Origin of the sequence: Syntrophus buswellii (assembly GCF_046097065.1) — a bacterium.
GTDB classification, from domain to species: Bacteria; Desulfobacterota; Syntrophia; order Syntrophales; family Syntrophaceae; genus Syntrophus; species Syntrophus buswellii.
Map to the genome: position 1 here is coordinate 2235760 of NZ_CP175563.1, position 26398 is coordinate 2262157.

General features: G+C 49.4%; 23 protein-coding genes and 2 pseudogenes. 11 read left to right on the forward strand and 14 right to left on the reverse strand.

All coding sequences use genetic code 11. From position 1 onward, the window contains the following. Positions 1 to 30 precede the first annotated feature (30 nt). The 3 genes from ACJ77P_RS10235 to istA form a co-directional block, all read right to left on the reverse strand. A complete protein-coding gene (locus ACJ77P_RS10235) occupies positions 31 to 1365 on the reverse strand; it encodes an IS110 family transposase (RefSeq protein WP_408998160.1) in 1335 nt (444 codons plus the stop codon). Between the two features lie 537 nt (positions 1366 to 1902). Further along, positions 1903 to 2676 carry an IS21-like element helper ATPase IstB gene (istB, locus tag ACJ77P_RS10240; RefSeq protein WP_408998161.1) on the reverse strand — a complete coding sequence of 258 codons (774 nt, stop codon included), beginning with the start codon at positions 2674 to 2676 and terminating at the stop codon, positions 1903 to 1905. Positions 2677 to 2687: 11 nt separating this feature from the next. Beyond that, the gene (gene istA / locus ACJ77P_RS10245) at positions 2688 to 4319 is read right to left on the reverse strand and encodes an IS21 family transposase (protein WP_408998162.1); all 1632 of its coding nucleotides are present in this window, start codon (positions 4317 to 4319) and stop codon (positions 2688 to 2690) included. A 253-nt stretch (positions 4320 to 4572) separates the two neighbouring features. On the opposite strand from istA, the gene ACJ77P_RS10250 reads away from it, so the two are divergent. Continuing rightward, complete coding sequence (locus ACJ77P_RS10250) at positions 4573 to 6228, forward strand: IS1634 family transposase (RefSeq protein WP_408998163.1); 1656 nt, start codon at positions 4573 to 4575, stop codon at positions 6226 to 6228. Between the two features lie 228 nt (positions 6229 to 6456). On the opposite strand, the gene ACJ77P_RS10255 is transcribed toward ACJ77P_RS10250, so the two are convergent. The 4 genes from ACJ77P_RS10255 to ACJ77P_RS10270 all read right to left on the reverse strand — a co-directional run bounded on the left by ACJ77P_RS10255 (position 6457) and on the right by ACJ77P_RS10270 (position 9656). Then, positions 6457 to 6789 carry a helix-turn-helix transcriptional regulator gene (locus ACJ77P_RS10255; RefSeq protein WP_408998164.1) on the reverse strand — a complete coding sequence of 111 codons (333 nt, stop codon included), beginning with the start codon at positions 6787 to 6789 and terminating at the stop codon, positions 6457 to 6459. A gap of 281 nt (positions 6790 to 7070) precedes the next feature. After that, entirely contained in the window at positions 7071 to 7607 is a 537-nt protein-coding gene (locus tag ACJ77P_RS10260) for a hypothetical protein (RefSeq protein ID WP_408998165.1), read from the reverse strand. Positions 7608 to 7787: 180 nt separating this feature from the next. After that, positions 7788 to 8384 carry a helix-turn-helix domain-containing protein gene (locus tag ACJ77P_RS10265; RefSeq protein ID WP_408998166.1) on the reverse strand — a complete coding sequence of 199 codons (597 nt, stop codon included), beginning with the start codon at positions 8382 to 8384 and terminating at the stop codon, positions 7788 to 7790. A 738-nt stretch (positions 8385 to 9122) separates the two neighbouring features. Beyond that, positions 9123 to 9656 (reverse strand): hypothetical protein, encoded by a 534-nt coding sequence (locus ACJ77P_RS10270; protein WP_408998167.1) that lies wholly within the window; start codon positions 9654 to 9656, stop codon positions 9123 to 9125. Between the two features lie 181 nt (positions 9657 to 9837). On the opposite strand from ACJ77P_RS10270, the gene ACJ77P_RS10275 reads away from it, so the two are divergent. The 4 genes from ACJ77P_RS10275 to ACJ77P_RS10290 all read left to right on the forward strand — a co-directional run bounded on the left by ACJ77P_RS10275 (position 9838) and on the right by ACJ77P_RS10290 (position 12745). Next, positions 9838 to 10524, forward strand: a complete 687-nt coding sequence (locus ACJ77P_RS10275) for a recombinase family protein (RefSeq protein ID WP_408999423.1) — start codon at positions 9838 to 9840, stop codon at positions 10522 to 10524. Positions 10525 to 10526: 2 nt separating this feature from the next. Next, on the forward strand, positions 10527 to 10952 hold the full coding sequence (locus ACJ77P_RS10280; protein ID WP_408998168.1) for a hypothetical protein: 426 nt from the start codon (positions 10527 to 10529) through the stop codon (positions 10950 to 10952). A 426-nt stretch (positions 10953 to 11378) separates the two neighbouring features. Then, on the forward strand, positions 11379 to 12041 hold the full coding sequence (locus ACJ77P_RS10285; protein ID WP_408998169.1) for a hypothetical protein: 663 nt from the start codon (positions 11379 to 11381) through the stop codon (positions 12039 to 12041). A 50-nt stretch (positions 12042 to 12091) separates the two neighbouring features. Beyond that, complete coding sequence (locus ACJ77P_RS10290) at positions 12092 to 12745, forward strand: GIY-YIG nuclease family protein (protein ID WP_408998170.1); 654 nt, start codon at positions 12092 to 12094, stop codon at positions 12743 to 12745. A gap of 269 nt (positions 12746 to 13014) precedes the next feature. Here ACJ77P_RS10290 and ACJ77P_RS10295 read toward each other — a convergent pair whose 3' ends face one another. From ACJ77P_RS10295 to tnpC, 3 genes and pseudogenes are all read right to left on the reverse strand, one after another. Then, on the reverse strand, positions 13015 to 14223 hold the full coding sequence (locus ACJ77P_RS10295) for a tyrosine-type recombinase/integrase (RefSeq protein WP_408998171.1): 1209 nt from the start codon (positions 14221 to 14223) through the stop codon (positions 13015 to 13017). A 411-nt stretch (positions 14224 to 14634) separates the two neighbouring features. Further along, positions 14635 to 15243, reverse strand: a complete 609-nt coding sequence (locus ACJ77P_RS10300) for a MarC family protein (RefSeq protein ID WP_367360258.1) — start codon at positions 15241 to 15243, stop codon at positions 14635 to 14637. Between the two features lie 36 nt (positions 15244 to 15279). Beyond that, positions 15280 to 16709: pseudogene (tnpC, locus tag ACJ77P_RS10305) on the reverse strand (IS66 family transposase). A gap of 393 nt (positions 16710 to 17102) precedes the next feature. Between tnpC and ACJ77P_RS10310 the strand changes: the two are divergent. The 6 genes and pseudogenes from ACJ77P_RS10310 to ACJ77P_RS10335 all read left to right on the forward strand — a co-directional run. Next, a pseudogene (locus tag ACJ77P_RS10310) lies at positions 17103 to 17414 on the forward strand (transposase); the annotation flags it as partial. A 130-nt stretch (positions 17415 to 17544) separates the two neighbouring features. Next, a complete protein-coding gene (locus ACJ77P_RS10315; protein ID WP_367360259.1) occupies positions 17545 to 18798 on the forward strand; it encodes a PAS domain S-box protein in 1254 nt (417 codons plus the stop codon). A 28-nt stretch (positions 18799 to 18826) separates the two neighbouring features. After that, complete coding sequence (locus ACJ77P_RS10320; RefSeq protein ID WP_408998172.1) at positions 18827 to 20239, forward strand: flavocytochrome c; 1413 nt, start codon at positions 18827 to 18829, stop codon at positions 20237 to 20239. A gap of 218 nt (positions 20240 to 20457) precedes the next feature. Beyond that, a complete protein-coding gene (locus tag ACJ77P_RS10325) occupies positions 20458 to 22038 on the forward strand; it encodes a flavocytochrome c (protein ID WP_367360261.1) in 1581 nt (526 codons plus the stop codon). Positions 22039 to 22161: 123 nt separating this feature from the next. Continuing rightward, positions 22162 to 22569 (forward strand): cytochrome c3 family protein, encoded by a 408-nt coding sequence (locus ACJ77P_RS10330; RefSeq protein ID WP_367360262.1) that lies wholly within the window; start codon positions 22162 to 22164, stop codon positions 22567 to 22569. A 315-nt stretch (positions 22570 to 22884) separates the two neighbouring features. Further along, a complete protein-coding gene (locus tag ACJ77P_RS10335; protein ID WP_408998173.1) occupies positions 22885 to 23070 on the forward strand; it encodes a hypothetical protein in 186 nt (61 codons plus the stop codon). A gap of 279 nt (positions 23071 to 23349) precedes the next feature. Here ACJ77P_RS10335 and ACJ77P_RS10340 read toward each other — a convergent pair whose 3' ends face one another. The 4 genes from ACJ77P_RS10340 to ACJ77P_RS10355 all read right to left on the reverse strand — a co-directional run bounded on the left by ACJ77P_RS10340 (position 23350) and on the right by ACJ77P_RS10355 (position 26397). Continuing rightward, complete coding sequence (locus ACJ77P_RS10340) at positions 23350 to 23625, reverse strand: HU family DNA-binding protein (RefSeq protein WP_093884048.1); 276 nt, start codon at positions 23623 to 23625, stop codon at positions 23350 to 23352. Positions 23626 to 24054: 429 nt separating this feature from the next. Beyond that, a complete protein-coding gene (locus ACJ77P_RS10345) occupies positions 24055 to 24612 on the reverse strand; it encodes a hypothetical protein (protein WP_408998174.1) in 558 nt (185 codons plus the stop codon). Between the two features lie 27 nt (positions 24613 to 24639). Next, a complete protein-coding gene (locus ACJ77P_RS10350; protein ID WP_408998175.1) occupies positions 24640 to 25734 on the reverse strand; it encodes a PilX N-terminal domain-containing pilus assembly protein in 1095 nt (364 codons plus the stop codon). A 24-nt stretch (positions 25735 to 25758) separates the two neighbouring features. Beyond that, positions 25759 to 26397 carry a PilW family protein gene (locus tag ACJ77P_RS10355; protein WP_408998176.1) on the reverse strand — a complete coding sequence of 213 codons (639 nt, stop codon included), beginning with the start codon at positions 26395 to 26397 and terminating at the stop codon, positions 25759 to 25761. Position 26398: the final 1 nt, after the last annotated feature.

The following is a 26398-nucleotide window of genomic DNA, read 5'->3' on the forward strand; positions in this document are numbered from 1 at the left end:
CTTAACGCCAAGGGTTTAATTTTATTTGATTCATGATACAGCAGCTGGTTCTTGTAATGTAACCAATTCAAACCCCAATTCTCGGGCTTTCCGTTTCAGATTTTGCAGGACCCGAGTACGATAACGTTCTTCATAATATTCCTGGCCGGCATCAATGTAGTCGGTTCCATGGGAAAGCATGACGTAGATCAGGCGGGCCAGTTTATGTGCCGTAGCAGTGATAGCCTTGGGAGCACCCAACCGTGCCCGTTGCCTTCGCAGATAAGCCCCCAGGGCGCTCTTTGAATTGAAAAGCGTGAAGGCGGCCATGCGCAAAGCGGCTGCTGCCTTGTTGGCAACGGGTTTGGTTGTGCTGCTCAGAACTTTGCCGCCACTAATCCTGGCCCCAGGAGATAAGCCGAGCCACGAGGCAAAATGTTTGGCTGACTTCCAACGGCTCATATCCGTGCCGATTTCAGCAATTACCTTGAGGGCGGTGTTGGTGTCGATGCCGTCAATGCTGGTCAGGTCAACACCGGTCATGCGCTGCAGCGCTTCGCCTAAACGGCTTGGCGATCCGTCATTCGGAAAATCCTGAGCATCGAAGTTCTTCAATTGCTCCAGTATCTGGCGATCGCAGTCTGCGATCTTCGACTGGTGAAATTCGTAGAACTCAACTGCCTGGCGCAGACTGAACAGATGTTCCGGTCGATAATTGCCCTTGAGGGAACGGGCAATTGTAGCTGCGCTGTTCTTGCACCTTTTGTCACGCATGGCGGCAAGGACATCAGGGTTGCGTTCACCGCCCAGAATGGCCTTGATGATCCGCATGCCGGTGGCACCAGTGATGTCCGCTACCACATTGTGGAGTTGAAGATTCATCTGGGCCAGTGCCTTTTGCATCCGTTGGATGTAGGAAGCAGCACTCCGAACCAGTGTGACACGCTGCCGCACATAGGCGCGGAGGGTGCAAACCTGCTCATCCGGACGGAAGGCGCCGCGAAGCAGGCCATAGGTATGCAACTGCTGCAGCCACTGGCAGTCCAGAACATCGCTCTTTCTACCGGGAACATTCTTGACGTGCCGGGCATTCACCAGTTTGACCTCAAGACCATGGCTCTCAAGTATTTCAAAGACCGGTATCCAGTAAATGCCGGTGGACTCCATGGCAACCGTCGTAACACCGCAGGCGATCAGCCACTCGGCAAGCCGTTCAAGGTCACCCGTAAAGGTGGAGAACTCTCGCACCGGTTGCTCGTCGGCATCCTCGGGAACCGCTACGAAGTGGCTCCTGGAACCGACGTCAATGCCTGCTGCATATTGGTTGATGTGCTGTAGATGCTTGGGAAGCTTTTTGCTCTTTTTAACTGCTTTTTTCTGTTTCATGACTCCGACTTCCGAAAGATGTAATCGGCATGACCGGAAAGGGGAACTGTCGAATACGGCTCTCTTCTGAACGGGATAGCAAAGCTTCACCAATGACAAATTCGCCAGCCCCCGGACCACGCTAACAACCGGGCATATAAAAAAGCACCAGTGCTTATACGGTCTCCTCATCCCGGATGCCGGACTGACAGTAAACGTTTTTGAACCATACAACAAGTTACTCTTTAACAAAGCGCCCCGAAGGGGCGGGGGTCGCTAACAATTAATATACGAAGTTCGCTTTTCCCGACATTTTGTAATAAACATACCACATGATAATTTCCCAAAAAAGTGAAATATTTCATAATTTCACGTCTCTAATCATCTAGAAGATTTCGGATAGCATGGTAATAAGGACTAAAAACGAACTTCGTAATTTATGGAAAATTTGTCAATTGCGGATTGAAATCAAGCAGTCCCCGGATGGCCACCTGAAAATCCCCCACCTGTGGCCGGGTCAAAATCCCCCACCCCAAGGTCGGCAGAACAGGTGTTAAGTTAGTTATTTTTCTTTTCTAAGGCAAGTCTTTTAGAAGCCTCCTTGAGCCGGTAACTCTTTCCTTCAAATTTCAGCAGATGCCCGCAGTGCAACAGACGGTCCAGAATGGCCGAAGCTGCAGCATTGTCGCCGAGGAGCTTTCCCCAGTCCTCAATCGGCCGGTTTGAAGTGATCATCGTGCTTCTTCGGTGGCGATAGCGCTCCAGAATCACATCCAGCAGATCATCAGCGGCGGCCTGCAGCAGACGTTTTTTCAGAAACAGATCATCAATCACCAAAAGATCGGCGCCGCAGAACAGCTTGAACAGCTTTTTGCGCTTTCCTGTTTGCGTGGCTTCAAAGATGTCTTCAAAGAAACATTGCGCTTCCCGGTAGGCCACCTGATAACCGGCCTGGATCGCGGCATGCGCAACCGCCTTGGAAATATGGCTTTTACCAGTGCCGGGGTGGCCGATCAAAAGCGCATCGGCGGCAGATTGCACAAACTTTACGCTGATCAGCTCAAGAATCTCCTGTCTGGGGAGACGGGGATTATAAGACCAGTCAAAATCCTGCATCATCTTTCGTTCATCCAGCCCGGAGCTGTGAAAACGTCGCTCAATCAATCGTGATTGCCGGCAGTCCAATTCATCTTGAACAAGCTCTGTCAGGACATCCAGAACACTCATTGATCCGTTTTGTTGTGCCTGCAGACAGCGGGCTTGAAGGGTCTGGGCCATGCCGTGCAAGTGCAACGATCGGAGGTGTTTCTCAACTTCTTCAATCGTTCTCATGATTCCTCCTTTCACTGAAGTATACGGGGATGACGACCGTTGCCGGCTGCGTGGGTTTCAAAAAACAGCGCATAGTCCTGTGGGGAACGAATGAGACTGTGCTCCCGGGTCAATTCGTCGGAAGACTTCTCCGGGGTGGTTGCTTTGTCTAAATCCTCAACCAGCTTTCGAATGATTCTGGAGGAAGAAAGCCCCCGTTCAAGGGCCATCCGGGCAGCCTGCTCAATATGAGCAGCACAATGTTTGCGGGCAAGCGCAACAATGCCCTGCATGCGGCGGTGCCCCTGCCGGCCCTCCCCTTCAAACAGTTGCTTGCACAGTTTTTCCGTAATAGGACCGATCGCCGCGGCCTGAGCCAATAAATAACACGTCTGTCGGGAAGGATTGAAGATCCGGTCTTTTTCCTCAATCACGACCATCCCCTTGCGGGTGCCTTTTGGATGCCGCCGCAAAACAGTCAGCGTTTGAGGATCAATGATTTCAATCTCGCAGTCGTAAATGCGCACCATCACTTTGGTATGCAGCCGGGCGGGCAATGCGGCGTAATAGCAGTCGTGGACCTGGATGGTGCCGTCATCCTGAACCGTGCGGGTTTCCTGGGAAAAGTAGGAGAAGCTGCTCAATGGAAGAGCCTGGAGAAACGGTTTTTCTTCCTCAAACATCTCCTGGACCTGCCGTTTCATCCGGCCGTGAATCCGTACGGAGGCCCAGCGTTCTTCCCAGTGCATAAGCCACTGGTTTTGTTCTTCGATGCTTTCAAACCGGCGGCCTTTCAGGGCTGTGTCCTGGGTGTGCTGGATCGCGTTTTCAACGCTGCCCTTGCGATCGGGATCTGCTACGCGGGCAGGATCCGCCACAACGCCGTAATGAGCCAAGACAGAGGCATAAACCGGGTTTAACCCCGGTTCATGGAGATCGGGCTTTATGACCCCCTCCTTCAAGTTATCAAGAACCACATATCGCGTAGCCCCGCCAAAATACCGGAAGGCCTCTTCATGCAGTTTGGCCCATACCACCTGACTTGATGTCCAGACAACCTTCCGGAAACAGCGGCGGGAATACTTCAGCGTCATGACAAACAATCGGGGACGGCGGTATGTGTTTGTGCCTGGTTTACGTGTGAGAGCGCCGAGACCGTAGTCCACCTGCGCCTCCTCGCCAGGTGGAAACTCCAGCCGGTCATACTGGACAGGATCTCTTCTGCGCAGTCCACGGCAAAACCGTTTCACGCTGTTGTATTTGTGCTCGAAGGCAAATCGTTCAACCAGGTCCTGATAAATGGAGACGGCATTGCGCCCCAGGCGTACCTGTTCCTCAATCCATAAACGGTGAGGATCACAGGCTGAGCGGGCATGGGCCGACATGGGATACTCATCCTCTGACGACTCAGATGCGGATACTGACGCCTCCTTAACCGGTGGCCGGGGTGGGGGATTTTGATCAACACCCTCTCCGTAGTCGGTGGCTACCTTGGGGGATTTTGAGTTATCTTCGCCAATCGCCTTGTTGCTTTCCACCATACGGGCATATTTGCGTATGGTCTTGCGATCCACGCGCACTTTCCGCTCGATTTCGCGCTGACTGATGCCATTGGTAAGTAATGTAATTATTGCTGCTTTCTTGTCCGGCTGCAAAACGTTCATCCTTTCTCTTCCTCCCAGGTGCTTATATAAAATGGGAGTCTGTAACGTTCTGCCAACCGTTTGTGAAGGTGCTTTTGAAAACCTGGTTTTCAGGTCTCCCGCGTTCGACAGTTATAGGCATATTTTGACCTTTTGAATAGCGTAAGTCATTGAATTTTCACAGTCGGACTCTCAAAAAACTGAAAAACCTGTAGGCATGCGAAATATGTAATTATGCTTGACATCGTTGGTAGTCTACGTTACATGAGTAGACATGTACGTCAGAACAATCTCCAGAAAAAACAAGAGCGGATCGACCACCACATACGTCCAGTTGGCGCATAATGTTCGGGATGCCAAAACGGGACAATCGAAAGCGGATGTTCTCTACACCTTTGGCCGCGCCGACTCCCTTGATGTCGATGCGATTCGAAGACTCACCAAAAGCCTGTCCCGCTTCCTCACTCCGGAAGAGGCATTGCGGATTCAAGGGACGATAGAGGGTGAGGCTCCAATCCGATTCCTCAAGAGCGTTCCCATGGGTGGCGCCTATTTGCTCCGTGCTCTGTGGGAACAGTTGGGCATTCCCCAGGCTCTTTCTCAATGCATGAAGGATCGATCGTTTACGTCTCCGGTGGAATGGTCGACTTTTGCCATGGTCGCCAATCGGGCGCTGGCCCCGGATTCCAAAAGAGGCGTCGAGGAGTGGGTAAAAGAAGACGTGGCCCTGGGGAATCTTGAACCGATCGAGCTTCAGCATCTGTACCGGGCCATGGATGTTCTGCTGGAGTATCGGGAAACCATCCACAAGGAAGTCTACTTTGCCGTGGCGGATCTTTTGAACCTGGAGGTGGACCTGATCTTCTTCGATACCACCAGCACCTACTTCGAAATGGATGAAGAAGACGAGGAGGGTCTTCGGAAGTACGGTCATTCCAAGGATCACCGGCCGGATCTTCCCCAGGTGGTGATCGGTCTGGCGGTCACGAAGGAGGGCATCCCGGTAAAGTGCTGGACGATGCCGGGAAACAAGTCGGACATGAAGACCGTGGAGAAGGTCAAAAGCGATCTTCTCGGCTGGAAGCTGGGCCGTTGCGTCTGGGTCATGGACCGTGGGATGAGTTCCGAAGAGAATCGCCTGATCCTGCAGAAGGCCGGCGGTCACTACATCATCGGCGAGAAGCTCCGGGATAATCAGGAGATCCACCGTGAGGTTCTGGCCAAGCGGGGCAGGTTCACTTCCGTACGGGAAAACCTGGAGATCAAGGAAGTGACCATTGGCGATGGGGAAAAGCGCCGCCGCTTTATCCTGGTTCACAATCCGGATGAAGCCAAAAAGGATCAGGCCACTCGCGAGAAGACCATCAAAAAGATTGAAGAAGCTCTGAAGTCCATCAAGGATCAGACCGGACACTGTCACACGAAGAACGTCTGCGCCCTTCTGTCCCACCGGACCATGGGCAGATACCTGCGGCAGTTGAAAAACGGGCGGATCAAAATCGACAAAGGGAAGATCAGAGAAGAGGCCCATCTGGACGGGAAATACATCATTTCCACCAGTGACGACACCCTGAGTCCTGAGGATGTGGCACTGGGGTACAAACAACTGATGGAAGTGGAGCGGGCTTTCCGAACCCTGAAAACGACTCTGGATCTGAGACCTGTTTATCACCGGAAGGATGAACGGATCGAAGCCCATGTGTTCCTCTGTTTCCTGGCACTCCTTCTGGTAAGGGTTGCCGAGAGGAAAACGAACATGCCTTGGGACCATATCAAAGCTCAAATGGAGCGCCTTCATCTTGGAGAATTTTTTTCAAAAGAAGGACGGGTATTACAGACCACCGAACCGACACCGGAACAAGTCAACATCCTAAAACTACTAAAGATATCTCCACCGCAACGTATTCGGCATATCCAGGTGACCCCTTAAAAATGTAGGCAAACGCCAAAAATTCGACAACGACTTATAACTATAATTTTACTTAAGAATTTCAATTTTGTTTACCTACCGCTGTCGAAGGTGGGGGTCTTAAAAACAACCGCTGGGTGGGGGATTTTCAAGTGGCCACAGGTGGGGGATTTTGGGTGGCCACCCGGGGCAGTCTTTACAATATTGACGCTTAACTGACTTCAGGAAGGAAGAAATTATGAGTAAGCTTTAGCTGGATGAATCACTCTTCTTTGCTTTTTTCACTGTTGCGTCACTTGTAGACGTGAATCCTTGTTGCTTGGCCGTCCAGTCATAGACATCAGATACTCTATACTTGGCAAGGTTTCCTATCTTAAAAAACTTTGGGCCATCGCCATTTATCCGCCAGTGTTCAATAGTAGACCTACTAACCCCTAAATATTTCGCTAATTTTGGCGTATCAATGATTATTTCGTCCCCTGCTTCACCCATAAACATCAAATTCCAACAATTGTTTCGATCCAATTCGTTTTGCAATCTAACCCCTTTCGTAATTTTTTTATCGACAGCTCTTAAAATCAAAGCCCATAATCCAAATTAAAAATCTTAAAACGAGAGATAAACCACAATCAATATGTTTTCCCTTCATATGGTATATTATATAAACAGTGTTATAGGTAACACTCAGTTGATGTGAATATTTTTGCATCATAAATCGAGCTTATCTTATTGAACATACAAATATTTCTCCTATTTCTCATGAGTTTCACACATGAATCCCCTTCCCTCGTCAAACAACCCGTACACAGTGTCATTCAAGACACTGTACACAGTGTCTTGAATGACACTTACATTTTTGTTGGTTAGATAGCCTCCTTTTCGGACGCTTTCTTCATTGCATTGATCCGTGAATTTACATCGAGGCCCGGTTGCAACCGACGCTTTTTCTGGGATGCTTTAAAGGTTGGTGTTCCATAATCCCGCCAGCGTTCCGATAGCGCATAGCGTGAATAATCATGACCATAAGCACCGCCTTGATGTTCCACATCCAGAAATCCCAGTTCAATGAGCGCATTTAAGCCCCGAAGAAAGGTTGACCTTGATATGCCTAAAGCCTCTGCCTCTGCATAGGTAAATACAAGCCCACCCTTGTCATAAACTATTCTTTTACTGCGTCCTTTGCCTTCCTTATGCCACCGCTGCTTCTGTATGAATCGTAGTAGAATCAAAATAGCCGATGGCCTTAAAAGTCCAAAAGCCCTTGATTCATACATTCCAGGGGGGATAAAAATTCCACGCTTAATTAAGCTCTTCTCGTATTTACTCGATTTCGGTTTGTGCTTCTCCTTGGAAACGCCGGGGAAGGGAATGACCGTGTGAACTGCATCAGATTCTAACATGATGATCCGCCTTTCTTGTGTATTTACCGCTGAAAGACGGCACCTCAGGGCGGGAAAATATTTAAGACTTGACAACTTGGATTGCCTCATGCTTAAAAAACAAATTAATCTAACGGCCATCCACCACGATAACCGTTTAGTCCCGCCCTTGTAAGGTTGCCGCCTCCCAAGGGCATTTTCTTATCTTCTGTCTTGTAAAACAGACGTTGTCATATTTGCGTCAGAGTAATCCTGACGTGCCTGCTCCAGAATTAAACAGACTGCACTAATCCCGGAATCCTCTTCCTTAATAGAATCGCCGCTGATCCCTAATAACATACGCTCGGCTTCCATCGACTTTTTCAAAACATCCGCGACCTGATTCAAGCGGTATATCTCATTGCCTGTGTCTGGCGGAGCCAGGATCTCACCATTTGATTTGGCTGCCTCATAGGAGGCATTAGCAAATTCAACCCTCTCCCAGATTCCAGTCATAAGCTGCTGAGCAATATCTTGAACATGCCGGAAGGCAGACAGGTGTTTTTCAACCACTTCCTGGGCCGTGTTCTCGAATACTCCTTTGATTCTCTTGGAAGCTGCCTTTCTTGCAGCCGCTATCATGGAGTCAGACATTGAACCATGTGGAGACCACTTATGGCGTTTAGAATACTTTTTGATATTGGACACCGAACAACCTGCCACTTTAGCAATATCGGCAATCGGTACGCCCATTTCATAGCGAGTTCGGATGTGCGCCCACTCTTCAAGACTAATGTGTTTTCTCTTAATATCTGTCATGCAACACCTCCTTTTTCTAGGATAATGTCAGGGTATTAGTGGTGTACTCCAGTTAGCCAATCAAAATTTACCAAATCTGGTGCTTTATTCATTGAAACAGTGTTTTCTATATCCTGCCCACTAAAAATGGAAATTTTAGCGTTTTTTACTGACTCACGAACCTTTTTCATCTGTTCAGCACTTGCCCCTTGGTCTCTCTTGGACGGGTTCTTTCCGAACCTGTACGGATAACATGGACAATTGTTAACTGGACAGTTCGTGACATAGTCAACTGCCCCCTGGGTGCAGTCAAGGCAGAATTTCCGAAAGATTCTAACCAAGATTCTCTTGCCGAGCCTATAAGGGAAGAAGGGGCACGGGCCATTGATCGCCTGATCCCCCTGACAGTCCCTCACCTGAGCTGTCTTGAATTGAGACAGTCCAACGCATCGCGTACAATAAGCCTTGACTGACTGGCTGGGTGTTAATTTTTCTGTCATTTTTTCACTCCCACATCCGTCTTCATACACACTGCCATTTCTTGTGTTTCATTAACAATCTAGATTTACTTTTGGTTTCTGACCTCAAATTCTTCAACGCAGCCGGGACAAAATAATGTCCATTCCACATCACGGGGTTTTGTACCGAAAGTATCATGCCCTGGTTTCAGGAAGCATTTCAGCCAGTACAATAACTTATGCAACTCATTAGCAACCTTATCAATTCCTACCACCTCCTTTCGTTTGTCCGTCATGGAGACTATATCTTGTCTTTGATCTCATCCCAGAACTCACGAACCGCGTCTTTCCAGCCGCACTCCCATTCCCGATAATATTTGTTCGGCATACACCCATCATCAAAAGTTTCAAAAGACATGTATTCGTTTTTATTCAACTCTTGTTTGAGGTATTCGCCTAAAATTTCATCCTGAAAAGGATCATAAGAATAAATGGCCTCTTCCTCCAGGTAATCCATAGGAACAAAATTCAAAGCTGCATATTTAAGAGCGCTATAATGTGCATCCTTCGCCCATGCTAAACCGTCCCTTTTCCCTTGCTCAAAGCTATCATCCTTAAGTTTCGCTTTCTCTTGCCTTAACCGCGCAATAACTTGCTCCATGCTCGCCTCTTCTTTTATCCTATTTCGAAAATCCTCTTTCTTTTTAATTGCTTCCATAACTGCATCTTGAAAGAGTTTCGAAAAATTAAAATCTTCTTTCCAGGCTCCCATTTTCTCGGATAACTCAGCCGGAACAGTTACAGTAATTTTCTTAGACTTTTCCTTTTTTGACATATCCACCTCCTTAAGGTGTTCTTGTTTGCAAAGATCCATATTACAAAATTGAACACGTGTCAAGAAATAAAATACATATCATATAAAATAATATGTATTTTTAAATTGACACTACCCACTTAATAGTGTATAAATACAGTCATCGAACGACCTAAGCATTTATACAGAAAGGTACTTGGAAGTGGCAAACGGAAAATTCATAGGATACATCAGGGTTTCGACTGACAAACAGGGTAAAAGCGGCCTCGGCCTCGAAGCACAAAAAAAGGCTATCGTCGATTATCTGAATGGTGGAAACTGGGATCTGATTGCCGAATATGTAGAAGTTGAATCCGGAAAGAATGATTGCCGTATCGAGCTTCAAAAGGCGCTTCAACATTGCAAAATGACAGGGGCTAGCCTAGTCATTGCCAAGCTTGACCGTCTTTCCCGCGACTTGCATTTTATAAGCTCTTTGATGAAATCCGGCATTGAGTTTACCGCTTGCGATATGCCGACAGCCAACAAATTCACCGTTCATATTTATGCCGCCCTTGCCGAACAAGAACGAGAAATGATTTCCGCCAGGACAAAAGCTGCCCTTCAAGCCGCTAGGGAAAGAGGCGTTGTCCTGGGTAAGCCTGACAACCTGACCAATGAAGCCAAAGAGAAGGGCCGGAAACTTGGCACCAAGGCCACCATAGCCAAGGCCGATATGTTCGCCGGTAAGGTTGCCGATATAATCCAGGAACTGCAAGGCCAAGGAATGAGCCTTAGAGGGATTGCCAAAGTATTGAACGAACGGGGCATCCTGACCGCACGCGGAAAATCTGGAAGTTGGACAGCGACTGCTGTAAGAAACATTTTGAATAGAGAAAGGGGAAAATAACAATGTTTCTTGATATTCCAGGATTGTCATTGCCCGATAATATGAAACTTCACGCCTTTACTGACGATCCTCGCGTACGTGAAGGATTTGGTAGAAGGCCAGAGGATCTTATACCCCTGGGAGAATCATCTTGGCCCGACGAAGTCAAAGAGAAAATTGTCAAGATTTACCAAACCTGCGGACTTCCAGACCCATTAAGGCAGAAACTTATCGAACCAACCGCCCGTGTTTTCAGAAATGAGCTAATATGGAATCCCAATGATTTGTCAAACGTCAATTGGGAAATAGCTGTTGACTATTTCACATGGGAAGCCGTCGCAATATCGGGTAACGACAAAAAGTCAAAACGCCTGCAAAAAAAGGCTGTCAAAAAATATGGCGGAATATTCATGCATTACCCAGTTTATGAAGATTACGGTGGAAGATAGCTAGAATCTGGATCTCTGTGTCTCCGAAAAAATCCCCCTGAAGATATTCCGGATATACGCTTTCTTTTTACAAAAATTGCCGTTATTATCTGCAGGTTAAATGTTCCCCCCCATATCCTTTTTATTCTTCGGTAAATTTGGAGAAAGTGGTCTATGGATTGGTTAGAGCTGATAGATGATAATTGTCAGGCAATTCAAATCGCAAAGAATGTGTCGCTCCGTCTTTTAAGACCCTTTTGCATTACCCCTCAACAAATCATTACCCGGCGCTTGACGCCTCACAACTTCTTCAAAATGTTACGCCCGGCATGTCGATTGAATTATGGCGTACGCTATTGCCAAGGAAACGAGAAGTTTGAGGAACTGGGATATTATCTTTTCGGGGTCTCCTCTCCTGGCGAACTTTTGTAAAAGCTAATGATTAATATGAATATTACTAAAGACAAAGAAGCCAAACGTGATTTTATAAGAGCCTTTCATGACGAGGCTGAAAGGCGAATCGAGTTTCTTCTTTGTTTGGAAAAAGAAAAACATCGACATGAAGCATTAACTTTATGCTTAAGTTACATTGACAGCTTTGCCCAATGGCTCTGTTGGCCATGCTCTAAATCTGGAGAGAACTTTGTTCGTGTTGTAGCGAATTTCGGCGGCAACCCATTAATGGGTCTAGTCAATCCTCTCCAGGCCATAAGGTCATTCGAGGTATTGAATGGTTCATGGCCGCAAATATCAAGAATAATTGGGATAGTATTTCCTGGGCCAGACTATGAACTTATCCTGGAAGATTCTTTTCTATCAAAGTTGAAAGCTAAGCTTGAAAAGAAGGATTTTGATCTGTTGAAGTCTGAGTGTTGGAAAGGAATTCTTGCAGCATCTGCTTACTATTATTTGAGAAATCCTTCGATTCACAGCTTCGGAACATTGGAGCTATCATTCTCAAAGACTTTTTATCGTGGCAGTTTAATTTCGGATATAGGGTTTTCGGAGCTTTACGAAATAGTGAAAAATATTCACAAGGAACTTCGACGTCGTTCTGAAAACAATCTCCAATGGTTTGGCAATGACAAGATAGTTGGAATCGGCGCATAACAAAGCCTAGACAGAAGCGTGGGAAAAGCACTCACGCATGGACATGAAGCATGGATGTATACTTTATAAAAACTGGCGATACGATTAAAGTAGGTATTGCCTCGAACATAAACAGACGCATGGTAGAACTTCAAGTTGGGAATCCGCATAAAATTGAACTTTTGCACACCATCAGTACATCAGAGGAAAATGCCCGAAAGATCGAATCTCAAATCCACACTCTCTTCCATAAAACAAACTTAAACGGCGAATGGTTCCAAGCCAACCAATTCATGATTGATTTTATTCGTAATGTTAAAGAAAACGGCTGGGAAGCTTATTCAGAATGGATCGACACACAATACCAGACAGTTTATGCAGACAGCTTGGCCGCTTTGAAAGCCAAGATAGAACGGGATACTATCATTGGTAATATGGTTTCACTCGAAATGCTGAAGGAAGACTTGGGAAAGCTAGTCAACACAATTTACGCGATTCCATCTCTCCCTACTAATATGGCTGAGGCTGTAAAGAAATGGATTGAAAAAAGAAAAGATCCGTTTGCAATAAAAGATGTCTATTCTGAATTTGGCATAACGACACGGAATGGGAAAAAGAACATAAGCATTATTCTTAAAAGGCTGGTGGTTAAAGGGATACTTGAACAGTCTGGTAATCCACACATGTCCATTTATAGAAAGCGTGTGACATTGCAGCGTAAGTAGATTGACCTGAGATAATCACCGCCACAATGGGTCTTCATGTCCTGCTTCCAGACAAGGCGGCTGTTGTCAATACATCCAGCCACCGTTTGTCAAAAACAGCCTGCTGAAATTTGTCAATAAGTTCTTGATAAGGTTTTTCCCCGTATTGACAGCATTCCACTGCATTGCATTTCATTAACGAACCAAATACATCAATCATTTTAACAGCTTCTAATCTTAAATCAGCATCAACTACAGCACCAACATCTTGTATCGAATATACCTCCTCATTATGGATTTTCGTTATTATCTGGATCGGCTTTTCGGTATCCGCACAAATTCAATAGATGGTCTGTGACACGCTGCATAATGGCGAACAATTCGTCAATCTGATAGTGAACATACCCCGCTGTCACGTCATTGCTGGGCGAAGCATGATTCAAAAGCCGCTTCAACTCGTAATCATAGGTTATATGGCTTGATTCAGTGGCAAAAGTCCGCCTGAAGTCGTGAAGGCAAAATTTTATGCCCGTGTTCCGCGTGATTGCTGCAACCTGTTTAACCGGATTAATTAGACGCCCTGTTTTCCCGTTTCCTGGGAAAACACTGTCATTGCCATATTCTTTAAGGGCTTGTCTGTTCTTAAATATCTCATGAATATAATCGCTCATTGGCAAGGTATGCTTTTTGCCGTTTTTGGTATCGGTAAAGGTGAACGTCTTTTCTCTCATGTCTACATCTGCCCATGTCAGTGATGCCATTTCTTCACGGCGTGCCCCGGTCAAGAGCAGCAAAAGCAGATAATCCCTGATTGTTGGATTTCCGATACTCTGAATTGCCCTAAAGACCGCTGGTAGTTGCCTGGAAGATAAAACAGTTTTTCTTCTAGGGACTTTGTTCCAGGATTTCAGTACCTGCAATCGTTTCACGGGGTTTGGTGGAAGTTCATTGTTGTGGATTTCGTCGGCATAGTTATAAATGGCCCTTAAAGTTCTCATAGCATTGTCAGCCGCTGCTTTTCCCTTATCCTGGGAAATCTGGGAATGTCGCTTCACGACCGCATCCTTGCTGATTTCGGCAATCGGCTTTTCGAGCCAGTCTGACAGGTACAGACGAAACAGATCGCCATATGTTTTCACAGTACGCGGCTTGAGGTTCGGTTTGTCCTCAAAATATCTTTCCAAGCTTTTAGCTAGCGTCATACCCTTTTGCCGCTCTTTCCGCTTTATTTCGTTCAGGTCAATGCCTTTTTCCAGGGAAGCCAGCGTTTCAATTGCCAGCTTTCGAGCCTGATCTGGAGTCAAGACGCCATATGTGCCTATGGTGACCCGCGTCAGGGCTCCTTTGACCCGCCGCATAACGAAGAATTTCTTCGAAGTTGAACTGATACGAATGCCGAAATTCTTCAATTCAGAATCCCAGTATTCAACACGTTTGCCGATTGCTGGGACAGGCAGCTTGTCAATCGCTGATTTTGTCAACTTGATCTTTTTTTCCATTATGGCCCCCTTTACAATGGGTAACATGGGTAACACATGGGGAACACTATAATGGATATTTCTTACAAGTCAATACAATTGTGTAAAATATATATTGCTGATTTTATAGGTGTTATGAAGTTGGAGGAAACTTGATACAAGATGGAAATGCAAACTGAAAATCCGAGTGTCGACAGTTCGATTCTGTCCTGACCCACCATTAAGTCAAAGGGTTACGAAGTTTTTTCGTAACCCTTTTTTCATGCCTGTTGACTACTGTTGACTACATTTTTCCTTGATTGCCTACAAGGCAACCCATACTTAAAAAGTATTTTTCCCCTATATTTTTCAAAATTTTCACAAATAATTCAAACTGACATGCGGATCGATATATATTGCGTCTCCCACTAACCGGTGACCAGATTTTGATCGTTAGAACTTCTCTGCCCAGGCCCGAATTCCCTTCATGATCATCTCAATGGAGATGGTTCCCACGAACAATGCAGTGATTCGTCCTGCGATTTCAATGTACCTCTGAATCAGGGCCTCTCGCTTTGGTAGCGTAAAATCGTGTAAGATCTTGAGACTGATCATGATCAGAATGGAGATACTGACTGCCAAAAAAACAGAGGCGCACGCTGCTAGAGGAGCAAGCTTCTTCCCTGCGATAACGCTGGCACTGATCGTACCTGGACCGATGAGCAAAGGCATCGCGATCGCACCGGCCAGTTGTTTCGAGTCGCCTCTTAGAATCTCGATCGCTGTGGGGCCGCGAAAGACAAACTGGAGACCGATAAGAAGAAAGACGATACCCCCAAAGATTTGGAAGGAAGCGAACTCTGCCTGCACAACGCTTATAAACACGACATCCCCAAGAATAGCGAAAAACCAAAAGACTATCATCGCGATCAGCGCGGCGCGAAAGATCACCCGGGTGAATTGCCGCCTGTCCATCCTCTGCACCACATCGATAAGATAAATGATGATCAGGAACGGGTTAAGGAGCATCAGTAACAGAGCCGTCGATTTGATGAATTCCATGATATTCTTATTGTACCTTTACAAAAAAAATGGCGACTATTCAGCACCTTGTTCTTTAACATTCATAAACTCGGGCCGCTTGCCCTGAAACAGTAGCCGCAAAGCTTCAGACGCAGTAACGCCTTGTTTTCTACAAGTCGACAGATAGCTTCGGATCCGGCAGAAGATTTTCGCACCCTCCATTGATCGAAAGCAACCTGATATCTTTTGTTGAACCTTGGTCATTCGCAGGTCATTTTCGGTCTGGTTGTTCGAGAACGGCACATTGGCATCCTCCATGAATCTTACTGTTTCGTTCTCATGATCTCGAGGCGTTCCAGAAGATTTCTTGCTTTTGACCTTGCTGTTTTGCCTTTTTTCTTTTTCGCTGTTTCGTCTGGTGCTGGACATTCCAACTCGGCTTCTCGCAGCAGGTCACGGTAGCGCTTTCTGAACTGTTCCGACTCTGTTTCCTCAAGGCGTCCCCCTGCTTCATGGGTGGCCTTGTTCATTGCCTTCAGGAGGACAATCATCTGCGCCGCCCATTGCTGGTTATCCTGTTCTACCGCTCTTTCAAGCTCGCGGAGGTGACGAGCGTTGCAGAGCGCATGCAAACCGCCATAGTGGAAGTAGGGTTTCCAATGGTCTTGGCAGAGGGTCCTTTGAAACTTCGGCAATATCCCCATCTCGTCCATCGCTTCGCACCCTCGTTTGGCATGGGGATAAAAGCAGGTAAAGCTGTCGTTCGAGACACTATGCAACCAACGCCGGGCTCCATCAATATGGATGCCGGTTTCATCGCTGTGAACCAATGCCGATTCCGCAAGCCGGCTTTTGCCCCACGATTCAAAGAACTCAAGCCGTTCAGAGGCATCCTTGTTGAAATTGTGGATCGACCCGGCACTGACCGGTATTCCCATCTGGTCCTGAAAGTGATCCTCTATGCGGTTGTACGGGATCAACTGGTACTGGGACATATAGACCGCATGGGCTTTGACGCCGATACCGTATTGCACCGGCCTGGCAACATCCTCTGGAAACGGTGCAACAAAACGCTTGCCGTTCTCATCTTCCAGAATTTCGGCCCGCCATTCGGTGACAAAGAGGCTGATGTCGAGATCGACAATCCGGCGGCGTTCGTATCCAGTTGATTGATAGTTTCCTGGTGGCAAGGTTTCTCTGTCAACCCGGATTTCCTTGACCAGATCAGGCTCGGGAAAGGGCTTCAGCGTGGTGCCGATATGTCCATTCTGTCCACCCGGTTTGCGTGCTCCCGGTTCTTTCGGCGCCTTTTTCCGATTGGGATCGGATGACGGCGGCTTGCTGCTGTTCTTGCTGTTGAGCCCCAAGCGGTTGGTTAAAATGGTCACAAGAAGCAGCAGGCACTCAAGACTCGCCTTGAGTGCCGGAGATAGATTTTTCTCTTGTGCAATAAGATCGTTGACCCGTTGCACCGCATTTTCTACATTGATGTTCTCAACGGTCATGCAGCCATCCGTGTTTTTGTGATAGGCCACTATAACACAGATTTTCCAGAGCCGATTTGACCTTCCAGGATGCCCTGTAGGCCACGGAATAATTTTCAACACGGACCGGTGTTAGAGAATGCTTTGCAGGCAAATCAAGAGGCGCATGACATCATTATGGCGACATTGTAAAGGGGGCAGAAGATCGCACCGATTTTTTGAAAATCTTTCCAAAAACCATGTCAAGAACTTTTTTCAAAGATCACAAAAAAATTGTGCTGAGCAGTTACTCCAGATAAAGAGCGCAAATGAGAGCGCGTGCGGCGGCAGTCACTGATTGGCCCCTTTACTGGATTTCAAGGGGGTGAATTGGTAAAAGCGCCGTATCACAATTCTCAATATTTATCAATATGTATGAGACTTTATTGGTTGATCGATGTGACGCGGCAAAAAAGTAATGCAACCTATACGACCATAGAAGAAAGAACCCTTCCTAAAAAACATTCCGTCCTCAAGGATGAAGTCATTCTTTTTAGCGGAACGGGTGCGGCAGAAAAATGTCCTTACCCCGTTTTTCTCACAAATAATCTGAAGCTGGGCGCGACAACCATTGCCGCTATTTATAAGGATCGCTGGCAGATCGAGTTATTCTTCAAAGCCTTGAAACAGAATTTGAAGATCAAAACCTTTGTGAGAACAACACCTGATGCGGTTAAGATTCAAATTTAGACGGCAGTGATGGAATACCCTATTCAAACGGTTATCCTCCGTTTGTTTGGATTTGACAGGCCCTATTGCTCTATTATACTCTGCACCTCCTAAACATCCATTTCACCGTCACCAGGACCTTACGATCATGGGAATCCATGAGGCGACACGCGAGATAAGAAAGTCCGAAAACAGGATCTTCCAGGAATGGCTCTGCGATGTGCATGATTCCGGATACCATGGCCGGGTGTCCGTGGACCGGAAGTATTTCAGCATGATGCTCGACACGGTTGCCGCCGCCATGGAAACGGCTGATGAAAATCTGACTCGCAGCCGGTTCGACTCCTCCGCGGAATGGGACTTCCCGGGATTGCACATCATCAAGGAGAGCGGCATTACCCTGGAAGCATTTCTCGCGGGCTTCAAGGTCATGATCCGCTGTATTGAGCGGGTGATTTTACATTCAGACGCCACACGGCTCAGGATGCGAAACATCGCGGACGCCATGGAGCTGGCCGTTGTCGCCGAATGGGAAAATTTCCGGCCTGCCGGGCTCAGCCTGCACCCCGAACCGATTCAAGGGCCTGAGAGCCCGACGACGCCGGAGAAAATACTCTCCGCCATCTTTTTTTCCGTGGGCGAAGGCATCCTTCTGGTTGACCAGGATTTCGAGATCCTCAAGACCAACCCCCGGGCATGTGAAATTTACGGCCTGCTGGAACAAAACTTGATCGGGACGGACATAAGGACGTTGACGGATGAATCCGGGGCCGGGACGCTCACACTTTTTTTTGAGAAATTGATCGAAGGGCAGAGGTTGAGCGCCGAAATTACCGGCCTGTACGTCGACGGCAAGTCGTTCCCTTCAACGGTAACGGTATCCCGAAGCGATCTTGACGGGAAAAGATACTGGCCGATCATCGTCCAGGACGACACGGAGCAGAAAATTCTCGAAAAGCAGCTGCGACAGGAAAAGCAGCAAACGGAGGAAATGAACCTGACGCTCAAGACAGTCCTCAAGAGCATCGAACAGGACAAAAAAGATTTTGAAAACAGGGTCGCCACGAAGATCCGGACGTCCGTTCTGCCCGGCATCCACAAAATCAGCAAGTCCTCACATGACAATGTGAGCAGAAGCTACCTCTCCCTTCTTGAACAGCAGCTCCTGTCGCTGACCAAGGGATTTGAAAATGAGCTGCACGGGGGGCTTCTCAAACTGACCCGGACGGAAATAGAGATCTGCCGCCTTATACAGGCAGGCTGTTCCACCAAGGACATCTGCAACGCCATGAGGATTTCATACGAGACCGTCCAGACTCATCGGAAGAACATCAGAAAAAAGCTTGACCTCACCGGCAGGAAACTGAACCTTCATACGTTCCTGATGAACAGGTCGTTATAAGAATGATAGATTTGGAAGGAGAATGTCATTGAAGAGTATATGGGCTGAAGAATACGACATTGTCATTATCGGCTCGGGATTTGCCGGCCTCTCGGCGGCAATCGAAGCGGGAAAAGTCTGCCCGTCGGTGATCGTCCTGGAAAAAATGCCGGTGCCCGGGGGCAACTCATCCATCAGCGGCGGATTGTTCGCCGCTGCGGGCTCCCCCCTCCAGGCCAGGGAAAGAATCATGGATTCGCCGGAATTGATGCTTTCCGACATGCTTGCAGCGGGGCTTGAACTCAACAACAAGGAACTTGCCCGCATTGTTGCCGAAAAATCCACCGAGACGCTTCTTTGGACCATCAAGGAACTGGGTGTCAAATACAAGCCCCGGTTGAGCCACCTGGGGGGGCATTCCGTGGCCAGGACCTACAACACGGCGAACACGTCGGGATCGGGCATCATCAAGCCGATGCTGGCGAAATGCCGTGACATGGGCATCCCCATCCGCCTCAGGACATACCTGAGCCAGTTTATCCTCACGAAGGGCGGCGAAATGGAAGGTGTTGCCGTCCGGGAGAATTATATCTTTCCCAATCGAGAAAGCGGCGTGCTGAAGCGAATCCGCGCACGGAGAGCCGTCATCCTGGCGACGGGAGGATTCAGCGAGGACAAGGAGTTCAGGGTCATCCAGGACCCCAAGCTCACGGAAGACATCGAGAGCACCAATCACCAGGGCGCAACGGCTGAAGGGCTGATCGCCGCACTGAAGGCCGGCGCCACCCCGGTCCAACTCTCGCTGATACAGCTCGGCCCCTGGGCGTCCCGCGATGAAGAGGGGTTCGGCGTCGGTTCCATGTTCTCCATGCTGGCGGGGTTTCCCTATGGAATCCTGATCGATGTCAGGACCGGCAGGCGCTTCATAAACGAGCAGGCCGACCGCAAGCTCCTGGTTGACGCCATGTTGAGCTCCGGCAGGGAGTCCATCGCAATCGTCGACCAAAAGGGGGGTCAGCACGCATCCACGCTGGACCAGTGCCTGAAGCGCGGAGTCGTCAAGAAATTCGAATCCATCGAGGAACTGGCTGCGGCGAATAATGTGCCTCTCGCCCCGCTGAAGGAAACCATCGACGTCTATAACTCTCTCATTGAAAAAGGCAGGGAGGACATGTTCGGCAAGCCTCTGCCCATGGATCTCCTTCCCATCAGTCATCCGCCTTATTATTCCATACGCCTGATCTCCAAAGTCCATCACTGTATGGGAGGCGTCCAGATCAACGCGGAGGCGCAGGTCGTTCACATCGAGACCCACCAGCCGATCAGCCGGTTTTATGCCGCGGGGGAGGTCACGGGGGGCGTGCACGGCGCCAGCCGGCTGGGCAGCAACGCCATTCCGGAATGCATCACCTTCGGCAGGATCGCCGGGAAAAATGCGGCGGCACAGAAGCCGCGCACATAAAGTCTACCGGACGACATAACGGGTATTAAATAATACCCGTTATTTACCTGTTAATTCCCCCTTTATTCCCGCACTTCTCAGTGCTACACATACAACGGCACGCAACGGAATGGCCTGATACGATCGAAAAAAAAAGCATCCTGCCTGCCAAGCGAAGTCCGGCGCTGGAAGAATTGGAGTCAGAACCGCCAAGTTTAGTTTTCTTTTAGGAGGAACTCATGAAAGAAAAAGAGAAAGTGGGAAGCGATGGGAAGAGACAAGCAACGAATCAGCTGAACCGCCGTTCTTTCCTCAAGGCAACGGCTGCCCTGGGAGCTGTTGCGGGGAGTGGCTTCGCCCTGAACATGGCGACCCCCGGATCTGCGGAGGCGGCAAAGCGGCCGCTTCCCAAGAAATGGGATGAAACCGTTGAGGTGCTGGTGATCGGCTCCGGCTTCGCCGGCTGCTCAGCCGCCGCCCAGGCCACGAGCAACGGGGCCAAAAATGTGGTCGTCCTGGAGAAGATGCCCACCTACGGAGGTAATTCCATCATCAACGGGGGCGTTTACGCCTCATGGGACGATAAGTTCCACTACCGCGAAAAACTCAACCTGGGAAACGACAGCGTCAATCTTCACGCGGAGGATACGCTCAAGGGCGGAGATTACTTCAGCATCCCGGCCCTGGTCAAGGTCATGGCGGAAGGCGCAACGGATGCCCTGAACTGGATGATCGACGAAGGCGGCGCGGTGATTCGTCCGACAGTCGTCCGGGCGGGCGGCCATTCAGCCTACCGGACCCATGCGGCGGGGATCGGCAAGGTCTATGTCGATGCCCTGAAAAGAATTGCGGAAAAAAACGGCGCCAAATTCCGCCTGGGCACCGAGGTGAAATGGATCTGGAGGGCCGATGCCGACCCCAAGAGCCCTGTCCTGGGCGTGGAGGTGAAGCAGGGCCGGAAAATATCCAACATTAAAATCCAGAAGGGCCTGATTCTCGCGTCCGGCGGATTCAGCCGCGACATCAAGATGCGCGGCGATCATTATCCCTACCTGTCCGGCTCAGACTGGAACTGCACCAACCACAAGGGCGCCACCGGCGAGATGATCCGCTATGCCCAGGCCATAGGTGCGGACACCTTGCAGATGAACTTCATCCAGCTGTATCCCTATGCCGATCCGGAAACGGGGATTCTCGACACCCCGGCGCTTTATCCCTTCAACGGTCCTGGAAACGGCATTGTCTATGTGACCAAACAGGGCAAGCGTTTCATCAGCGAACTGGCCCGGCGCGACCACGTGAGCTTTGCCCAGATCGCCCTTGGACCGCAGGGCAAGCCAACCTACACGATCTTCAGCGATGAGATGATTGAGAAATTCGGAGGAACCCGCGAGGAGACCGAGGCAGGCATCAAGAAGGGACGCCTGGTCAGGGCCGATTCCATCGCCGAGTTGGCGAAGAAAATCGGCATACCCTCCGATGCCCTTGTGGATACGATCAATAAGCACAACCAGTATCTCGCCGCAGGGAAAGACCCCGAATTCAACAAGCCGATCACCAAGGCCATGACGCCGATGACCAAGGGACCCTTCTACGCCGTCGCCCAGTGGCCCGCGGTGCATCATACGATGGGTGGGCTGCGGATCAATGAGAAGGCCCAGGTAATCGACATCTTTGGAGAAGTTATTCCGAAGCTGTATGCCGCGGGCGAGGTGACCGGCGGAGTTCATGGAACGAACCGCCTGGGAAGCAACGCCATCCCCGATTGCGTCGTCTTCGGCCGGGTTGCAGGGGGCACCGTGGTAAAGGAAAAGGCCTAAACGTTACATCCCTTCTTGAAAAGACAGTCTTTATCCACTGAATCCGGGATTGCATTCATCACGTCATCCCGGGTTCAGAAAATTTTTACTGGAACGATCAGCCCCATGAAAAAGGAAACGGGAATGAAGAGATTCAGGTTGATACTGATTTTTGTGTTTTTGCTGGCTGTTGTCGCCTATATGGGATTTGGTGAGGGCCTGATCCAGGCGGCCAAGGCAGCAGGCCAAACAGCCGCGCCCCAGCAATCCCAGCATGCCGGTAAGATCGACTGCGCCTCCTGCCATGGAAAGGGATCCCCGGAACCCGACAGCACAGTGGAAAACCCTCGCTGCCTGGAATGCCATGGACCGATGGAAGAGCTGGCGAAGAGATCGGAGCCCGCGGATTTTCCGGACCGCAATCCGCACAAATCACATCTCGGCGATATCGCATGCACGGTCTGTCATCACGAGCACAGCCCCTCCGCAGTCTACTGTCTCGACTGCCACCGGAACTTCAAAATGAAGATCCCGGGAGGGAAGGAAGATTAAGAGGACCTGGTTAACACATCGGGAAGAACGGAAAGAGCCACGAAGTCTTTTGCGGCTCTTTTGCAAAGCGGCATGGCCATTCGATCCGCCTGAAATGGAGGAAGCTCATGGCACGATCGGGCCTCCTTCTTATCGACAGGCAAAGGAAAAGCGATGGTTGAGATCACGGAGAAGGCATCCGTTGCGTTACAGAGATTTCTTGCAGGGCTGAAATCATCCGAAGGGATCAGAGTCTATTCGCAGAAGTCCTGTTGAGGGCCGGCTTCTCTGGCCATAGCTCTGGATGACGCGAGGGGAAATGACGAGGCGTTCACCGTGCGGGGCATTCCCCTGGCGGTAGACAGGGGCATCCTGGAAAGGGTCGAATTCATTCGGCTTGATTACGTCGATGCCGGGGGGCTTTCAGGATTTTTACTGATATCCGGCCGGTTGAAGGAGGGTGGCGATGACATCAGTTACGATTTCATCTCCACCATTTCTTCCCACCCGATCGGAGACTGAAAGGACAACGCGGATTTTCCGGCACTGGCTGCACGGCGGTCAAAAAAGCGGAAGCAGGGGCTGATGCTTACGGGGCTGCCGTTCCACGCGTCGGAATGACCATTTCAGAAGCCAGGCATCCAGCGGACAGAAAGCCGGACCTGCCCCATCCACTTCCGGAAAGCCCCAAGGGCGTTCTCAAGACGCCATCAATCATGGTAATGGGGGAAAAAAGACGCGACAAAGGGCCTCCTGATGTTTATCAAACCGGGAGGCCCTTTGTGTTGATTATCGCTGCGTTTATTTTTTCGCCACGGCATCCTTAAGCTTCTTGCCGGCCGTAAATTTGGGGACCTTCTTTGCTTTGATCTTGATCGGTTTTCCGGTCTGCGGGTTTCTTCCCGTTCTGGCGGCTCTCTTCGCAACCTTGAACGTGCCGAAACCAATGAGTGTTACGCTTTCACCTTTTTTTAAAGCTTCCGTCATGGATCCAAGAACACATGCGACGGTTTCCTGCGCCAATTTCTTTTTTCCGACAACTTTTGTTACTGCCTCAACCAAATCACCTTTGTTCATTACCTTACCCTCCCTAGAAATGTTGTGCTTCAATGACCACGGCAGTTTCACAGTCCTCGCAAACCGGTTTATTATTTAAAGGCCATCGAATAAAAAGTCAACAAATATTATCAGTAAAATCAACAAGTAAGGAAGGAATATTTTGAGGAGCTTCTCACAGGAGGGATTGCCGGCATCACATCAGGGGAACACGGCTTGATTTGAAGAGGAACTGATTGGGGAAAAGCGATGAAGCGACCCGGTTTGCCCCCCAATTCCGTAAACGATTTCAACGGCAACCGGCACGGCTGAAAACGAGGGATGGCGCCCCGGGAACTTCGGGTTAATAGAAGGGATGAAGATCAACAAGGATGGTTCAGACAGAAAAACGGTTGGGAATCCCTGAGGCCTTTGTTCGTAACATCCTGAAGCTCGTTGGCCTTTTCCAGTTCACGGGGCAGGTTCCTCTCGTCCGACCCCCTCCCACCAGTCAGCAGGAAGTTTTCCGTTGTTCTTCTGCTCCAGTTCGTGAGTTAATTTCCACATTTCAGCAGAGATATTCCGATTGTCTTCCATTGCCTGATTCCTTGCATTCAAATCCTTGTTTGCATTGGCTTTCCTGATGCGCGTCAGCGACTTGTTCAGATCCGCTTTGAGCTTTGCCATTTTATCCTGGAAAGCCTTCAGATCAATCTCTACGGGGGGTGTTTGGGTTGAAGCAGCCTTTTCAGGCTTCTCTTCGGCTTCCTCGAGGCGCTTCTCGGCTTTCGGGGCTTTATAAACTTCTGGTGCATCGATGGTGTATGTTTCAATAGCTTTTACTTGGTTTTTCTCAATACCCATCACCCCGAAGCCCGCGTCGAACTTCAACAGCTGGTTTTCTTCCCAGTACCGGAGTGTTGAAAATTGCCCCCCATTTTTAAGGAGAATCCGGTAAGCGGGGTCCCCGACGGCAGGAACCAGCAAGACCGCTATGAGGAATGAACAGAAAAGGATGCATTTTCGCATGGCTGTCATACCTTCCGGCCATACCCGCTAAAGAACAACCCGCCAGGCAGTTCTTTGGATCTGGCTGAGCTCATCGATGTTGGCGAGATTTGCCAGGGCTGCCGAACTGTAGAACAGGTTGATGCTGCCGGTAAGGTCTATCAATTTGCTCAAATGGCCGATCGTAACAAGGCTGCCGAAGATGTTGGCGGTGCCGGTTCCGAACACCCTGCCCGACCCTCTCAGGATGACAAGACCTTCAAAGCAGAAGTTTCCGTTTATTTGAAGCGACCCTCCGTCATCGACGATAATGATGCCCGCCCCGTTTGCAGTTGCATTCAGGGTTGTTCCGTTCGGAATGACCGTGACGGCCGGATTGGCCCGCGTTCCCAGGGTGGACTGATACAGGGGGGTTGCGTTACTGCTGCTGGCAAGGACCATATCCACAAAATTATTGAATTCCGTTTCTCGGCTGGCACCCAGCGTCTGTGTCGGCACTCCCCCCAGGTGCGCGGTATCATTTCCGGAGAGAGTGGGGGTCATGACGGTGAACAGACCCGGTTTGGCCGGTAGGGCGGTAGCTGTTGTGTCACAGGAACTGCCGTTGCAGTTCGGATCCGCCGGGACGGGATAATCATGACCGTCGATGGCGTAACCCCCTCCGCCGCCTGTTTTAAATGCAACCTCAGGACCGCCGCCATACATGGCCACCGCGCCGTCCGCCTCTTGAGGATAGAGCGGAACCTTCCTGATGTGGGTCTCGATCGTTTTAGAGACATTATTGGCCCCCGTGCCGGTCATCTGAAACTTATAGGTGTTCGAAGAAACATAGTTGAGATTCACCGAGGTATTGAAATTGAAGCCTGTCGGACAGCTCACGCTAATCGTTGTCGGCGTGTTGCCGGTGGGATAGTTCACCGTATTGGCGCGCAGGTATGCAATGACCCGCTCCACCCCGGCATCAGCATTATAAAAGGCCTTTTTGTTCTGCGTATAATTTGAAGTGATCTTGAGATCCGTCGTGGTGGTCATGACAGCCGCAGTCCCCAGGACAGCCAGCACGGCCATGACCAGCAGGGACACGACAAGGACCATCCCCCTTTCGTTGTCTGCTAATAGCTTTGAACCGCTGATCCTCCTCATGGAAAGTTACCTCCTGCTTCTTGATCAATACGCGAGATTTCTCGGCGTTACATAGGATGTCAACGTATACGTTCGATACCCGCTGTTGGTGCTGTAATTCGGATCCTTCCGGGCTGTACGGGTTCGGATTTCAATTTTGATCTTCCTGATACTGGCCAACGTTGCCGTTGTCGCCCCTGCCGCATCATAGTAAGAAAAATTCAGGGCCTCGACATTCTCGGCATAAGGCTGAGCCCCCCCTCCGGTATTTCTGTTAATGCGCAAATTGCCAGAATCGTAACTGTATGTAATGTTTTCATTGGCATCAACCACGTCATTATCCCCATTCTGGTCTTGCGTGAAGGTGATCGAATTGGCGGAAGCGCTTGTTATGCCGGAAGAGGTCGTACCCGCCGGATCATAACCGGTCATGTGCATCTCCGTCGCCATCATGTCCATGGCGGCACGTGCATTCTGCTGCATTTCTACAATCAATTCCTGGGTGCTCAGGGATTTGTTCTGCGCCGAAAAAAGGCTGTAAAGAGCCGCCAGGATGATCGATCCAACTGCCAGGGCAACCATCAGTTCCACCAGAGAAAACCCCCGGGCATTTTTCGTGGATTTATTTCTTTTTCTCTTCAGGCCCGCCGGAATAATGTCCAACCCCCTTTTCCTTCTTTCCATG